The sequence below is a fragment of the Pseudomonas sp. SR18 genome (genome assembly GCF_023701505.1).
Lineage (GTDB): Bacteria > Pseudomonadota > Gammaproteobacteria > Pseudomonadales > Pseudomonadaceae > Aquipseudomonas > Aquipseudomonas cyclaminis.
The window spans coordinates 307,756-321,785 of the sequence record NZ_JAMQAU010000001.1 but is presented as its reverse complement, the minus strand read 5'-3'; the positions used below and the strand labels follow the sequence as shown (position 1 = coordinate 321,785).

Genomic DNA, 14,030 nt, shown 5'->3' with positions numbered 1-14,030 from the left:
GTGCGATGAACAGCAATACACTGTGGTTGATCGGCCGGCGCCTGGGCGCCGGGGTCGTGACCTTGTTGATCGTGTCCATGGTCGTGTTCGCGATCACGGCGGTACTGCCAGGGGACGCGGCGCAACAAGCCCTGGGCCAGTTCGCCACCCCGGAACAGGTGGCGGCGCTGCGCCTGCAACTGGGGTTGGACCAGCCCGGTGTGTTGCGTTACCTGCACTGGTTGATGAGCCTGCTCACCGGCGACATGGGCGTGTCGGTTTCCAACGCCATGCCGGTGGGTGAACTGATGGCGGGCCGGGTGCCCAACACCTTGATGCTGGCGGGCGCCACGGCGCTGGTCTCGGTGCCGGTGGCACTGATACTCGGCATCGGTTCGGCGATGGGCCGGGGCGGGCGCATCGACAGTTGCCTGAGCTTCGTCACCCTGGCGATGGTAGCGGTGCCTGAATTTCTGGTGGCAACCCTGGCGGTCCTGATTTTCGCGGTCAACCTCGGTTGGCTGTCGGCACTCTCGTATGCCAGTGATATCAGCTCACCGCTGCAATTCATGCGCACCTATGCCTTGCCGGTGATGACGCTGTGCTGCGTGATCATCGCGCAAATGGCGCGCATGACCCGCGCTGCGGTGATCGACCAACTCGACAGCCCCTACGTGGAAATGGCCCGCCTCAAAGGCGTCAGTCCGATACGTATCGTGCTGCGCCATGCCTTGCCCAATGCCATCGGGCCGATTGCCAATGCCATCGCCCTGAGCCTGTCTTACCTGTTGGGCGGTGTGGTGATCGTCGAAACCATCTTTAACTACCCCGGCATCGCCAGCTTGATGGTCGATGCTGTAACCAACCGCGACATGGCGCTGGTGCAGGCGTGCACCATGTTGTTTTGCGCGGCCTACCTGGGCCTGGTGCTGCTCGCCGACCTGTGCGCGATCCTGTCCAATCCGAGGCTGAGAAACCAATGAATCCGCTCATTGCGAAGTCCAAGCCCCTTTCCTCTGCCCTGGCGCTCGCCAAGGTCTCCAGTGGCCCGTCGTGGCTGGGGCTGGTGGGCGGCGTGGTGTGCGTCACCTGGCTGCTGGTGGCACTGCTGGGTCCGTGGCTTGCCCCCCATCCGGTGGGTGAGGTGGTGTCCGATAACATCTTTGAAGGCTTCAGCCTGGCGCACCCGTTCGGCACCGATTACCTGGGCCGCGACATGCTCAGCCGGGTGATGGTGGGCGCGCGGTTCACCGTCGGGCTGGCACTGGTGGCGGCATTGCTGGCCAGCACCTTGGGCACCGGGTGTGCGCTGTTGTCAGTGGTCTCGCCCAAGTGGCTGGACGAAATCATCAGCCGCATCATGGACGCCTTTATCTCGATCCCCAGCAAAATGCTGGCGCTGATCATGGTCTCGGCCTTTGGTTCATCGGTAACGCTGCTGATCTGTACGGCCGTGATCAGTTATATCCCCGGCTCGTTCCGCGTCGCCCGCAGCATGGCGGTCAACATCGAGGCCCTGGAGTATGTGCAGGTTGCGCGTACCCGTGGCGAGAGCCGGTTGTATGTGGCGTGCATGGAGATCCTGCCGAATATGCTCAACCCGGTATTGACTGACCTGGGCCTGCGTTTCGGCTACATCGTGCTGTTGCTCAGCGGCATGAGTTTCCTCGGCCTGGGCGTGCAACCGCCCGATGCCGACCTCGGCTCCCTGGTGCGGGAAAACATCGGCGGCCTCAGCCAGGGCGCGCTGGCCATCATCATTCCGGCGCTGGCCATCGGCACGCTGACCATCGGCGTGAATCTGCTGATCGACTATCTGTCGTCCCGACATAGTCGACGCTCGGGAGGCCATTGAAATGACCGAATTGATTCGCGTCGAAGACCTGCGCGTGGTCGCCTGTGGCGAGCGCGGCGAGGTGGAAATCGTCAAGGGCGTGAGCTTTGCCCTGCAAAAAGGTGAAGTGCTGGCGCTGATTGGCGAGTCCGGCTCGGGCAAGACCACCATCGCCCTGGCGTTGCTGGGGTATGCGCGGCGTGGCTGCCGGTTGTCCGGCGGAGTGGTGCAGGTCGGTGAACACGACATGCTCGCCCTCAGCGAAAAACAGCTGCAAGGCCTGCGCGGCAATCGCGTGTCCTATATCGCGCAAAGCGCGGCAGCGGCCTTTAACCCAGCGAAAAAGCTCATCGACCAAGTGGTGGAGGGCGCCCTGATCCACGGCCTCGGCACCCGCGCCGACTTGCAGGCCAAGGCCATCGGCCTGTTCCACGACCTTGCGCTGCCGGATCCCGAACACATCGGCCAGCGCTACCCGCACCAGGTCTCCGGCGGGCAACTGCAACGGGTGATGGCCGCGATGGCGCTGATCAGCGATCCGCTGCTGGTGGTGCTCGACGAGCCGACCACGGCGCTGGACGTGACCACCCAGATCGACGTGCTGCGCGCCTTCAAGCGCGTGGTGCGCGAGCGCGGCGCCACGGCGGTGTATGTGTCCCACGACCTGGCGGTGGTGGCGCAGATGGCCGACCAGATCGTGGTGCTCAACGGCGGCCAGATCCTCGAACAGAGCGCCACCGCGCCGCTGCTCCAGGCCCCGGCCCACGCCTACACACGCAGCCTGCTGGCGGCGGCGCGGCCCGACACGACGATTCGTCCGCCTTGCGGGGTGGCTGAAGACGCGCCTTTGCTGACCATCAGCGGCCTCACCGCTGGCTACGGCAACAAGAACCTGCACGGCATGCCGGCGATCCGCGTGCTCGAAGACATCGACCTCACCGTGCGCCGTGGCCAGGCCATCGGTGTGATCGGCGAGTCGGGCTCGGGCAAGTCGACCCTGGCGCGGGTGGTCGCCGGGCTGTTGACCCCGGCCCTCGGCGGTCTGACCTTTGACGGACAACCCTTGGGCGCCAGCCTGTCCGCACGCACCCCAGAGCAATTTCGGCGGATCCAGATGGTGTTCCAGAACGCCGACACCGCGCTCAACCCGATGCACAGTGTGGCAACCATCCTCAGCCGACCGCTGAAGATGTACTTCGGCCTCAAAGGCGCCGCGTTGCAGGCGCGCATCGGCGAACTGCTCGACCTGGTGCGCCTGCCGCGTGACCTGGCCGAGCGGCGCCCCAACGAACTGTCCGGCGGGCAAAAACAGCGGGTCAACCTGGCCCGGGCGCTGGCGGCCAAACCGGATCTGATCCTGTGCGATGAAGTCACCTCGGCCCTCGACACCGTGGTCGGCGCGGCGATCCTCGAACTGCTGCGCGACCTGCGCCAGCAACTGGGCGTGTCCTACCTGTTTATCAGCCATGACATCTCCACCGTGCGGGCGCTGTGCGACGACATTGTGGTGATGTACAGCGGCCACAAAGTGCAGGCCGGCAGCCGCCAGTCGTTTGCCGAGGCACCGTTCCATCCCTACACCGACCTGTTGATCCACTCGGTGCCCGAGTTGCGCCAGGGTTGGCTGGAAAACTGTGGCACGACGTGCAGCGAGCTGCCGCCGATCGGCGCGCGGGCCAATGTGCCGGAACTGTGTACCTTCCTCAACCGCTGCCCGGTGCGGATCGACGGCCTGTGCAACCGCACCGCGCCGAACCGTCGCCACCTGGACAACGGCAGTGAAATCCTCTGCCACCACGACAGCGCCCACTTGCTGAACACCCAGCAGGGCGTCACGACCATGACCTTGGGAGCTTATGCATGAACGGGCGTTTTGTGAGGCTGGCCGAACAGGGCCGGCCGACGGTCAGCCTGACCGTGGATGGTGCACCCATCGAAGCGTTGCAGGGCGATACTCTGATGGTCGCGCTGCTGACCCAGGGCACGGCCTTGCGCCAGTCCGAATTCGACAGCGGCCGCCGCGCCGGTTTCTGCCTGATGGGCGCCTGCCAGGACTGCTGGGTGTGGACCCGCTCGGGCGAACGCCTGCGTGCCTGTTCCAATGAAGTCCGTGACGGGCTGGACATTGTCACCACACAACCGGAGGCGACATGGCCACTGCACGGGTAGTTATTGTGGGTGCCGGACCTGCCGGCGTGCGTTGCGCCGAAACCCTGCTGGCCGCCGGTATCCGCCCGATTGTCATTGATGAAAACCGCCGCGACGGCGGGCAGATCTACCGTCGCCAGCCCCAGAGCTTCACCCGCGACTACGCCACCTTGTACGGCAGCGAAGCGGCCAAGGCGCAGGACCTGCACCAGAGTTTCGACCGCCTGCGCGACGCCATCGACTACCGCCCCGACACCCTGGTGTGGAACCTCACGCCGGGGCAATTGTGCTGCGTCAGCCAGGGCCGCCACAGCACCGTGGACTACGACGCGCTGATCCTCTGCACCGGCGCCACCGACCGCTTGATGCCTATCGACGGCTGGCAACTGGCGGGCACCTACAGCCTCGGCGGCGCGCAGATCGCGCTGAAAAACCAGGCCGTGTCCATCGGTCACCGCGTGGTGTTCATGGGCAGCGGGCCGCTGCTGTATCTGGTGGCCAGCCAGTACGTGAAAGCCGGTGCTACGGTGGCGGCGGTGCTGGATACCGCGCCGATAAGCCTGCGGATCAAGGCCTTGCCCAAGCTGCTGGCGCGGCCGGGATTGCTGTTCACCGGGATCATATTGTTGGCGCAACTGTATCGGGCCAAGGTCGCGGTGCACGTGGGAATCAAGCCGCTGCAGGTGCTGGGCGATGCCGCCAATGGCGTGATGGGCGTGCGCTTCAGCACCGGCAACGGGCGGACCGAAACCGTGCAGGCCGATGCCGTGGCGCTGGGGTATCACCTGCGCCCGGAAACCCAGTTGGGCGACCTGGCCGGCTGCGCCATGGCTTTTGATCAGGCGTCGAGCCAGTGGTGGCTGGCCACCGACGCCGCCGGGCGCACCTCGGTGAAAGGCTTGTATGCGGCCGGCGACGGCTCGAAAATCCGTGGCGCTGACGCCGCCGAGCACGCCGGACGCCTGGTGGCGTTGGCGCTGTTGGAGGATTTACAGCAACCGGTGGATAAGGTGCTGCGTGAGCAACAACAGCAGGCCCTGGCGGTGATGGACCAATTCCGTCTCGGCCTGGCCCAGGCGTTCCCGTGGCCCAGCGAACAGGCCAAGGCACTGCCGGACAGCGCCATTGTGTGCCGCTGCGAGATGATCAGCGCAGGAGAGCTGCGTCGCACCGTGAACGAAAAGGGCGCCTGCGAAGTCAACCGTGCCAAGGCATTCAGCCGGGTCGGCATGGGCCGCTGCCAGGGCCGTTATTGCTCCCAGGCGGGCGCCGAAGTGATCGCGGCAGCGGCAGGCGTGCAGGTGCAGGACGTCGGCCGCCAGCGCGGCCAGGCGCCGGTCAAACCGCTGTCGATGCTGATCACCGAGGAGGTGTCGCTATGAGTGTGCAAAAAGCCGATGTGGTGATTGTCGGCGGCGGCCTGATGGGCTCGGCGACCGCGTTTTTCCTGCGCCGTCGCGGGCAGTCGGTGATCCTGCTGGAGCGCGACCAGATCGGCCAGTACGCCAGCGGCGTCAACTTCGGCAACGTGCGCCGCCAAGGGCGTTTCCTCGGGCAACTGGCCTTGGCCAACCGCTCCTGGGCGCTGTGGAAACGCCTGCCGGAACTGATCGACGATGACCTGGAATTCATCCCCAGCGGGCATATGCGCGTGTGTTATCGCGAAGACGAAATCGCCGAGCTGCAAGCCTATGCCGCCGCGCCGGAAGCTGAACAACTGGACCTGAAGATCTATCGCGGCGCCGAGTTGCGTCAGCGCTTCGGTTTCCTGGGCCCGGACGTGAAGGGCGGCTCCTACGCGCCTCACGACGGCCATGCCAACCCGCGCCTGGCGGCACCGGCCTTTGCCCGCGCCGCCATTCGCCTGGGCGCCCGGATTGAAGAGCGCACCGAAGTCGCCGAGGTGCAAAAACTCGGCGCAGATTTCCATATCACCACCACCGACGGCCGCCAGTTCCAGGCCGCGCAACTGCTGATCACGGCCGGCGCCTGGGGCCAGAAACTCTCGGCGCAGTTCGGCGAACCGGTGCCCCTGGACACCCACGGCCCGCAGATGGCGGTGACCGAACCGGTGCCCTACGCCTTGCCCACAGTGATCGGCGTGTACACCAAGATCCCCGAGGAAGTGATCTACTTCCGCCAGATTCCACGCGGCAATATCGTCATCGGCGGTGGTTATCGCAGCAAACCGGACATGCAAAACCGCCGCGCCTATGTGGAGCCGCGCAGTATCCTCAACCAGATCAGCCAGATGCGCCGCTTGCTGCCGGGCGTTGGCAACCTGAATATCATCCGCGTGTGGAGCGGCATCGAAGGCTACCTGCCGGACTCGCTGCCGGTGATGGGCCCCAGCGGCACCGTCGACGGGCTGTTCTATGCCTTTGGCTTTTGCGGCCATGGCTTTCAGCTCGGCCCCGGCGTCGGTGATGTGATGGCCGAACTGCTCGCCACCGGCAGTACCAGCACGCCGATTGCGCCGTTTTCCATCAGCCGTTTTGCCTTACCTGCCGAACAACGGAGCCAGGCCTCATGAAACCCCGCGTACTGGACATCCTGAAAACACTCATGGCCTTCGACACGGTGTCGTCCGAGTCGAACATGGCCCTCATCGAGTATGTGCGCGACCTGCTGCTGACCAAAGGCATCGAGTCGCTGATCGTCAAGGACGAGAGCGGCAAGAAGGCCAACCTGTTTGCCAGCACCGGGCCCAAGAACCAGCCTGGCGTGTTGCTCTCCGGGCACACCGACGTGGTGCCGGCGGCGGGGCAGGCGTGGACCTTTCCCGCGTTCGCCGCCACCGTGCAGGACGGGCGCATCTACGGGCGCGGCAGTTGTGACATGAAGGGTTTTATCGCGCTGGCCATCGACGCCATGCTCGATGCTGCCGAGCATCCCTTGAACCGCCCGCTGCAACTGGCCTTGTCCCATGACGAGGAGATCGGCTGCGTCGGCGTGCGGCGCTTGCTCGATGTGCTGCATCTGGCGCCGGTGCGACCGTTTCTGTGTGTGATCGGCGAGCCGACCAATATGCAGTTCGTGCTCGGGCACAAGGGCAAGGGTTCCTACCGCACCTACTGCCGTGGCCTGGAGGCGCATTCGTCGCTGGCGCCGCGTTCGGTCAATGCCATCCATGTGGCCTGCGACTTTATCGCCGCCCTGCGTGACAGCCAGCAGCAACTGCAACGCCATGGCGCCCAGGATACGGACTACGACGTGCCCTACAGCACCGTGCACGTGGGACAGATCGTCGGCGGTAAAGCGCTGAATATCGTGCCTAACCTGTGCACCCTGGATTTCGAAGTGCGCAACTTGCCCGCCGATGACCTGGATCAGTTTCTGGAGCAGATGCGCGAGCGCGCCGAAGTCATCGTGCGGGAGGCGCAGAAGCTGTCCAGCGTGGCGGCCATCGAGATTGAAACCGTCAACGTCTACCCAGGCCTGGATACCCATCCGAGTGTCGAAGCGGTGCGTTTTCTCAAGCAATTCGCCGCGCCGGACACCGGCACGTCCAAGGTCTCGTTCGGCACCGAGGGTGGCCTGTTCAAGCAGCGCCTGGACGTGCCGGTGGTGGTCTGCGGGCCGGGTTCCATCGAGCAGGCGCACAAGCCCGACGAGTTTATCGAGATCAGCCAGATGGACGCCGGCGAGCGCTTTTTGCAAGGTTTGCTCGGCTCGTTGAAGGCCTAGCAGAGCCTGCCGTCCTGGGCGTAATTTCAGCACGGCACGCTGCTGTATCCGCGCTTTCGGCATCCTCGCCCGTGGCACCTCCCTAGACTGGAGCGTGTCTCGGATCAGGATCTCGACCATGCTCACCACCCGCTTGCAAGACCCCAGCCTGTTGGCTGAACTCGCCTATGTGGACGGCCAGTGGATCGCCGCCGACAGCGGTGCCACCCTGGACATCCACGACCCCGCCACCGGCCACCTGCTGGCACGGGTGCCCGCCATGGACGCGGTGGACACCCACCGCGCCATCGCCGCCGCCGAACGGGCCTGGCCCGCCTGGCGCGCACGCCCGGCCGCCGAACGGGCGGCGCTGCTGGAGCGCTGGTACCAGGCGATGCTCGACAACCTCGACGACCTTGCGCTGATCATGACCTGGGAACAGGGCAAGCCGCTCAACGAAGCCAAGGGCGAAGTGCGCTACGGCGCCGGGTTCGTCAAATGGTTCGCCGAGGAAGCGCGCCGGGTCTACGGCGAAACCATGCCGGCGCCCGGCGGCGATCGCCGTCTGCTGACGTTGAAGCAACCGGTGGGCGTGTGCGCCGCCATCACCCCGTGGAATTTCCCCAACGCGATGATCACCCGCAAGTGCGCCCCGGCGTTGGCCGCCGGGTGCCCGATCATCGTCAAACCCTCGGACCTCACACCGCTTTCGGCGCTGGCCCTGGCGGTACTGGCCGAGCGCGTGGGCATCCCCGCTGGCGTCTTCAATGTGATCACCGGGCTGCCCGCCGGCATCGGCGAGGCTCTGACCGGCAGCCCGGTGGTGCGCAAGATTTCCTTCACCGGCTCCACCGCCGTCGGCCGCTTGCTGATGCGCCAGAGCGCCGAGCACATCAAGCGCCTGAGCCTGGAACTGGGCGGCAACGCCCCCTTTGTGGTGTTCGATGACGCCGACCTGGAACAGGCGGTTGCCGGGGTGATGATCAGCAAATTCCGCAACGCCGGGCAAACCTGCGTGTGTGCCAACCGCATCCTGGTGCAGGACGGTATCTACGCGCGTTTCGCCGCGCGTCTGGTGGAAGAGGTGGGCAAGCTCAAAGTCGGCAATGGCCTCGAAGAAGGCGTGACTATCGGCCCGTTGATCAACCCGGCGGCGGTGAGCAAGGTGGCGCGGCATATCGACGATGCCCTGAGCCAGGGCGCGACCCTGCTGTGCGGCGCGATCCCCACGGGCGACAGCCAGTTCGTGCAACCCACGGTACTCGGCAACTGCCACGCCGAGATGCTGCTGGCCAATGAAGAAACCTTCGGCCCGGTGGCGCCGCTGATGCGCTTTACCGACGAGGCCGAGGCGCTGGCCCTGGCGAATGCCACGCCCTATGGCCTCGGCGCCTACTATTTCACCCAGGACATGCAGCGCTCGTGGCGGTTCGGTGAGGCACTGGAGTTCGGCATGGTCGGGCTCAACACCGGGATCATTTCCATGGAAGTTGCGCCGTTCGGTGGCATCAAACAGTCGGGGCTGGGGCGTGAAGGCAGCAAATACGGGCTGGATGAGTACCTTGAGGTCAAGGCTTTCCACATTGGCGGGTTGAACTGAAAGGGGCATGCAGCATGACTAAAGCATTCAGAATCGCCGCGATTGCCGGCGACGGGATTGGCAAGGAAGTGTTGCCCGAAGGGCTGCGGGTATTGGAGCAAGCCGCCAGAATCTGGGACTTGAACCTGAGCATCGACGTGCTCGACTGGGCCCACTGTGATTACTACCTGGAACACGGGCAGATGATGCCCGATGACTGGTTCGAACAGCTCAAGGGCTTCGATGCGATCTACTTCGGCGCGGTGGGCTGGCCGGATAAAGTCCCGGACCACATCTCGCTATGGGGCTCGCTGCTCAAGTTTCGCCGCGACTTCGACCAGTACGTCAACATCCGCCCGGTGCGGCTGTTCCCCGGCGTGCCGTGCCCGCTGGCCGGGCGTGAACCGGGGGACATCGACTTCGTGGTGATCCGTGAGAACACCGAGGGCGAGTATTCGTCGGTGGGCGGCAAGATGTTTGAAGGCACCGACCATGAGTTCGTACTGCAGGAATCGGTGTTCACCCGGCGCGGTGTGGACCGCATCCTCAAGTTCGCCTTCGACCTGGCCCAGACCCGCCCGCGTAAAAAACTGACGGCGGCGACCAAGTCCAACGGGATTTCCATCAGCATGCCGTATTGGGACGAACGCACGGCGTTGATGGCGGCGAACTATCCCGAGGTGAGCTGGGACAAGCAGCACATCGATATTCTGTGTGCGCGGTTTGTGCTGCAGCCGGACCGGTTTGATGTGGTGGTGGCGTCGAATCTGTTTGGCGACATCCTGTCCGATTTGGGCCCCGCGTGTGCGGGGACGATTGGCATCGCGCCGTCGGCGAACCTGGATCCGGAGCGCCGGTTTCCGTCGTTGTTCGAGCCGGTGCATGGTTCGGCGCCGGATATCTATGGGCAGGGCATTGCGAATCCGATTGCGATGATCTGGTCGGGGGCGTTGATGCTGGATTTTCTGGGGAATGGCGATGCGCGGTATCGGGCGGCGCATGATGGGATTTTGCGGGCGATCGAAGAGGTGATTGCTTCCGGGGTGGTTACGCCGGATCTGGGGGGCGTTGGCTCGACTCGGGAGGTTGGGGTTGCGATTGCCGGGGGGCTGGTTGAATGAATACATATCCGTTGTTTGGCGCCCCGTCAAACACGCTGGCCGCTACCTAAATAACGGATCAATACCCCCGTACCCGATCCACCTCACCCAGCATATCCTGCCCCCGTTGATGACGCCGAATATCCTCCAGCAACCCCCAAAACGCACTCGCCGGCTGGGTCATTGCCGCAATATGCGGCGTCAGCACAATCTGCGGATGATCCCAGAACGGATGCTCCGCCGGCGCCGGTTCCTCTTGCAGCACATCCAGCACCGCACCACTCAATTGCCCACTCCCCAGCGCCTCCAGCAAATCCGCTTCGACCAGATGCCCTCCACGGCCCATGTTGATCAGCGCCGCACCTCGGGGGAGTTGCTCAAACAGGCGGCGATCCAGAATCCCTCGGGTCTGCTCCGTCAATGGCAGCACACACAACAAAATATCGCACTGGCCCAGAAACGCCGGCAACTGCGCCTCGCCCGCGTAACATTCCACACCCGCCAGTTGATGAACGCTGCGCGCCCACCCCGACAGCGCAAATCCCAGTGGCGCCAACGTCGCCAGAATCTGCTGCGCCTGCGCCCCCAGCCCCATCACCCCCACGCGCCGGTTCGCCGCCGGCTGCAACAGGTGCCCCTGCCAGCAACGCGCAACCTGCTGCTGACGGTAACGCAGCATGTCCCGGTGCACACTGAGCACCGCCCAGCTGGCGTATTCGCACATGCCACGGGTGATGCCTGGATCCAGCAGGCGCACCACCGGGAGTTCCGGCGGCAGGCGGGACAGGTCCAGTTGATCGACCCCGGCCGACAACGCAAACAACACCTTCAGGTTGGGCAGCAATTGCGCCACATCGTCCGGCGCTTGCCAGGCGGCGAGGTATTCGATGTCTGCGGGGTTGCCGATGTCGGGCCAGGCGCGCCACTCGATGTCGGGGGCGTGTTCGGCGAACAGTGCCTGCCAGTGTTTGCCGCGCACCGGGTCGGCTTTGTAGAGCAAGGCCATGGGGAGTTCCTGCTGGATAAAGGAGGCGCTCATGATCGCCCAAAGCCCGGCGCAGGATCTGTTGAAAGGCCAGGGCAAAACAGTGGATCCGCATTTCTCACGGGTCAAGTTCGGCGTAGTTGGTTGCCCGCACGCCGTACTCTGAACAGCATCGCAATCACCTTCCGGTTGCCGCACTCACGATGGGAAAAACCATGAACAGCAAAGTCGACGAAACCCCTCATTTGCTCCGTCAGCGCGAGCAATTCGTGCCCCGTGGGCTGGTTACCGCGCACCCGCTGGTGATCGACCGCGCCCAGGGCGCCGAGTTGTGGGACGTGGATGGCAAGCGCTATCTGGATTTCGTCGGTGGCATCGGTGTGCTCAACATCGGGCATAACCACCCCAAGGTAGTGGAGGCGGTGCAGGCGCAGTTGCAGAAAGTCTCCCACGCCTGTTTTCAGGTGGTGGCGTACAAGCCTTATCTCGACCTGGCCCAGCGCCTGTGCGAAATGATCGGTGGGCAGGAGGCCTATAAGGCGGCGTTTTTCACCTCCGGCGCCGAAGCGGTGGAAAACGCGGTGAAGATCGCCCGCGCCCATACCAACCGCTCGGCGGTGATTGCCTTTCGGGGTGGTTTCCACGGCCGCACGTTGCTGGGCACTACGCTCACCGGCATGAGCCAACCTTACAAGCAGAACTTCGGGCCGTTCGCGCCGGAGGTGTTCCACACGCCGTACCCGAATGCCTATCGCGGCGTGACCAGCGAGCTGGCGCTCAACGCCCTGCACGAGTTGCTCGCGACCCAGGTGGCGCCGGAGCGCGTCGCGGCGATCATTATCGAACCGGTGCAGGGCGATGGCGGCTTCCTCACCGCGCCGCCCGAGTTTCTCCAGGCCTTGCGCGCACTGGCCGACAAGCACGGCATTGTGCTGATCCTGGATGAGATCCAGACCGGTTTCGGCCGCACCGGCAGTTGGTTCGGTTTCCAGCACGCCGGTATCCAGCCGGACCTGGTCACCGTGGCCAAGAGCCTGGCCGGTGGCTTGCCGTTGTCCGGCGTGGTCGGCAAGGCGCAGATCATGGACGCACCGCTGCCCGGCGGGCTGGGCGGCACATACGGCGGCAACGCCCTGGCCTGTGCGGCGGCATTGGCGGTGATCGATGCCTTCGAGCACGAGCAATTACTGGCCCGCAGCCAAGTGTTGGGTGAACGCCTGCGCCAGGGCCTGCTTGGTTTGCAGGCGCGCTACCCGCGCATCGGCGACGTACGCGGCACCGGTTTTATGCTGGCAATGGAGTTGATCAAGGATGACCCGGCGCGCACCCCGGATGCCGACCTCAACCAGCGCGTGATCGATGAAGCCCGCGCCGGTGGTTTGCTGGTGATCAAATGCGGTGTGTACCGCAACGTACTGCGCTTCCTCGCGCCGTTGGTGGCCACCGAGGCCCAGGTCGACGAAGCCCTGGAAATCCTCGACGGCGCGTTGGCACGGGTCTTGAACTGAGCCTGTGCCTGTTCAGGGTGAACTGCATCATTGGAGGCTTGACCCCACATGGGACTGACAGATTATCGAGCGTTGCTGATCGATTGCGATGAAGTGCTGGTGGACCGCGATTCGGGGGTGTGGGCGGCGCTGCAACCGCTGCTCGACAGCCGTGGCGGGCAGTCGTCCAGGGAGCAGGTGCTGACCGAGTATGGCGCGGTGGTCGCAGCCTTGTACCCGCGCTTCGCGGAGTTGGGCTTCAGTGGCGTGCTGTGTTTTGCCCACCGTCAACTCGCCGAACGCTGGGGTGTGCACGCCAGTTGGGAGGAGGGCATGACCTTCGCCCGTTCGGCGGGCAATTGGTCACTGTTCGAGGACGCGCCAGGGGCTATGCTCTACTTGCGCAAGTTCTACCGCTTGCGGGTGCGTGGCGACCGCGATGCCGAGGATCGTGGCGTGTTGTGCGAGCGGCTGGGCATTGCACCGGAAGATTTCATTTCCCTGGCTGATGACCCGCAATGGCTCAACGAACAGGCAGCAGAGATGCAACCGGTGCTGCATGTGACGGGCCCGTCGGTCGGCGCAGAGGGTGCGCTGGACCGCTGTTTGATCGGCCGCCAGCGGGCCCGGCAGCCTTCGCCGTGCGCGACGGAGTATTGCATCAACAGCATGGCGGATCTGGTGGCGCAGCATCAGCTGTCTTTACGGCGCTGATTTTGCTAGAAGATTGCTTACAAACGGCAGTCAAGAGGTAGGCAATGGAAGGGCAAGTCAAGCTGGACCGTATCGACATCAGTATTTTGGTCGAACTGCAAAAGGACGGCCGGATGACCAACGTCAGCCTCGCCGACGCCGTGGGCCTGTCGGCCAGCCCGTGCCTGCAACGGGTCAAGCGGCTGGAGTCGGCGGGGTATATTTCCAGCTACAAGGCGCACTTGAACCTGGCCAAAATCACCGACTCGGTCACGGTGTTCACCGAGATCACCCTCAGCGACCACAAACGCGAAGACTTCGCCAAGTTCGAATCCAATATCCGCCTGGTGGACGAAGTGCTCGAATGCCATTTGATCAGCGGCGGCTACGACTACCTGGTGCGCTTTATGACCCGCAGCATCCAGCACTATCAGGAAGTGGTGGAAAGCCTGTTGGACAAGAACATCGGCATCTCCAAGTACTTCAGCTACATCGTGATCAAGTCGCCGGTGCTCAAGGATGGCGTGCCGCTGCGCAAGTTGCTGCGGCACTGAGTCCG

13 protein-coding genes are annotated in these 14,030 nt (G+C 64.4%); 12 read left to right on the top strand and 1 reads right to left on the bottom strand.

All coding sequences use genetic code 11. From position 1 onward, the window contains the following. Window positions 1–5: 5 nt before the first annotated feature. From NDJ82_RS01495 to NDJ82_RS01455, 9 genes are all read left to right on the top strand, one after another. Window positions 6–962, top strand: a complete 957-nt coding sequence (locus NDJ82_RS01495; RefSeq protein WP_099586563.1) for an ABC transporter permease — start codon at window positions 6–8, stop codon at window positions 960–962. Further along, on the top strand, window positions 959–1,834 hold the full coding sequence (locus NDJ82_RS01490) for an ABC transporter permease (RefSeq protein ID WP_191960302.1): 876 nt from the start codon (window positions 959–961) through the stop codon (window positions 1,832–1,834). The genes NDJ82_RS01495 and NDJ82_RS01490 overlap by 4 nt, the downstream gene beginning before the upstream one ends. A gap of 1 nt (window position 1,835) precedes the next feature. Continuing rightward, window positions 1,836–3,677, top strand: coding sequence for an ABC transporter ATP-binding protein (locus NDJ82_RS01485; RefSeq protein ID WP_099586565.1), 1,842 nt, complete (start codon window positions 1,836–1,838; stop codon window positions 3,675–3,677). Continuing rightward, complete coding sequence (locus NDJ82_RS01480) at window positions 3,674–3,982, top strand: (2Fe-2S)-binding protein (RefSeq protein WP_158878088.1); 309 nt, start codon at window positions 3,674–3,676, stop codon at window positions 3,980–3,982. The genes NDJ82_RS01485 and NDJ82_RS01480 overlap by 4 nt, the downstream gene beginning before the upstream one ends. Further along, complete coding sequence (locus tag NDJ82_RS01475) at window positions 3,964–5,343, top strand: FAD/NAD(P)-dependent oxidoreductase (protein ID WP_250924816.1); 1,380 nt, start codon at window positions 3,964–3,966, stop codon at window positions 5,341–5,343. The genes NDJ82_RS01480 and NDJ82_RS01475 overlap by 19 nt, the downstream gene beginning before the upstream one ends. Then, window positions 5,340–6,494: an NAD(P)/FAD-dependent oxidoreductase gene (locus NDJ82_RS01470; protein ID WP_112196059.1), complete on the top strand. Its 1,155-nt coding sequence runs from the start codon at window positions 5,340–5,342 to the stop codon at window positions 6,492–6,494. The genes NDJ82_RS01475 and NDJ82_RS01470 overlap by 4 nt, the downstream gene beginning before the upstream one ends. Beyond that, complete coding sequence (gene argE / locus NDJ82_RS01465) at window positions 6,491–7,648, top strand: acetylornithine deacetylase (protein WP_158878086.1); 1,158 nt, start codon at window positions 6,491–6,493, stop codon at window positions 7,646–7,648. Before NDJ82_RS01470 ends, argE begins: the two co-directional genes overlap by 4 nt. Window positions 7,649–7,766: 118 nt before the next feature. After that, window positions 7,767–9,227: an NAD-dependent succinate-semialdehyde dehydrogenase gene (locus NDJ82_RS01460; protein WP_250924815.1), complete on the top strand. Its 1,461-nt coding sequence runs from the start codon at window positions 7,767–7,769 to the stop codon at window positions 9,225–9,227. A 14-nt stretch (window positions 9,228–9,241) separates the two neighbouring features. Next, the gene (locus NDJ82_RS01455) at window positions 9,242–10,327 is read left to right on the top strand and encodes a tartrate dehydrogenase (protein ID WP_099586571.1); all 1,086 of its coding nucleotides are present in this window, start codon (window positions 9,242–9,244) and stop codon (window positions 10,325–10,327) included. A 58-nt stretch (window positions 10,328–10,385) separates the two neighbouring features. Here the strand turns inward: NDJ82_RS01455 and NDJ82_RS01450 are convergent, their stop codons facing one another. Then, window positions 10,386–11,312 (bottom strand): 2-hydroxyacid dehydrogenase, encoded by a 927-nt coding sequence (locus tag NDJ82_RS01450; protein WP_112196056.1) that lies wholly within the window; start codon window positions 11,310–11,312, stop codon window positions 10,386–10,388. A gap of 194 nt (window positions 11,313–11,506) precedes the next feature. Between NDJ82_RS01450 and gabT the strand changes: the two genes are divergently transcribed. From gabT to NDJ82_RS01435, 3 genes are read left to right on the top strand one after another with little or no spacing between them, the layout of a single operon-like run. Next, the gene (gene gabT, locus NDJ82_RS01445) at window positions 11,507–12,799 is read left to right on the top strand and encodes a 4-aminobutyrate--2-oxoglutarate transaminase (RefSeq protein ID WP_112196055.1); all 1,293 of its coding nucleotides are present in this window, start codon (window positions 11,507–11,509) and stop codon (window positions 12,797–12,799) included. Between the two features lie 48 nt (window positions 12,800–12,847). Then, window positions 12,848–13,492: an HAD family hydrolase gene (locus NDJ82_RS01440; RefSeq protein WP_250924814.1), complete on the top strand. Its 645-nt coding sequence runs from the start codon at window positions 12,848–12,850 to the stop codon at window positions 13,490–13,492. A 44-nt stretch (window positions 13,493–13,536) separates the two neighbouring features. Beyond that, window positions 13,537–14,025 (top strand): Lrp/AsnC family transcriptional regulator, encoded by a 489-nt coding sequence (locus tag NDJ82_RS01435; protein ID WP_010449292.1) that lies wholly within the window; start codon window positions 13,537–13,539, stop codon window positions 14,023–14,025. The last annotated feature ends 5 nt before the right edge of the window (window positions 14,026–14,030 follow it).

Excerpts from the sequence above, each read along its gene's own strand:
- NDJ82_RS01455 (WP_099586571.1), top strand. The coding sequence starts at position 9,242 with ATGACTAAAGCATTCAGAATCGCCGCGATTGCCGGCGACGGGATTGGC.
- NDJ82_RS01485 (WP_099586565.1), top strand. The coding sequence starts at position 1,836 with ATGACCGAATTGATTCGCGTCGAAGACCTGCGCGTGGTCGCCTGTGGC.
- argE (WP_158878086.1), top strand. The coding sequence starts at position 6,491 with ATGAAACCCCGCGTACTGGACATCCTGAAAACACTCATGGCCTTCGAC.
- NDJ82_RS01435 (WP_010449292.1), top strand. The coding sequence starts at position 13,537 with ATGGAAGGGCAAGTCAAGCTGGACCGTATCGACATCAGTATTTTGGTC.
- NDJ82_RS01475 (WP_250924816.1), top strand. The coding sequence starts at position 3,964 with ATGGCCACTGCACGGGTAGTTATTGTGGGTGCCGGACCTGCCGGCGTG.
- NDJ82_RS01440 (WP_250924814.1), top strand. The coding sequence starts at position 12,848 with ATGGGACTGACAGATTATCGAGCGTTGCTGATCGATTGCGATGAAGTG.
- NDJ82_RS01460 (WP_250924815.1), top strand. The coding sequence starts at position 7,767 with ATGCTCACCACCCGCTTGCAAGACCCCAGCCTGTTGGCTGAACTCGCC.
- gabT (WP_112196055.1), top strand. The coding sequence starts at position 11,507 with ATGAACAGCAAAGTCGACGAAACCCCTCATTTGCTCCGTCAGCGCGAG.
- NDJ82_RS01470 (WP_112196059.1), top strand. The coding sequence starts at position 5,340 with ATGAGTGTGCAAAAAGCCGATGTGGTGATTGTCGGCGGCGGCCTGATG.
- NDJ82_RS01490 (WP_191960302.1), top strand. The coding sequence starts at position 959 with ATGAATCCGCTCATTGCGAAGTCCAAGCCCCTTTCCTCTGCCCTGGCG.
- NDJ82_RS01495 (WP_099586563.1), top strand. The coding sequence starts at position 6 with ATGAACAGCAATACACTGTGGTTGATCGGCCGGCGCCTGGGCGCCGGG.
- NDJ82_RS01480 (WP_158878088.1), top strand. The coding sequence starts at position 3,674 with ATGAACGGGCGTTTTGTGAGGCTGGCCGAACAGGGCCGGCCGACGGTC.
- NDJ82_RS01450 (WP_112196056.1), bottom strand. The coding sequence starts at position 11,312 with ATGGCCTTGCTCTACAAAGCCGACCCGGTGCGCGGCAAACACTGGCAG.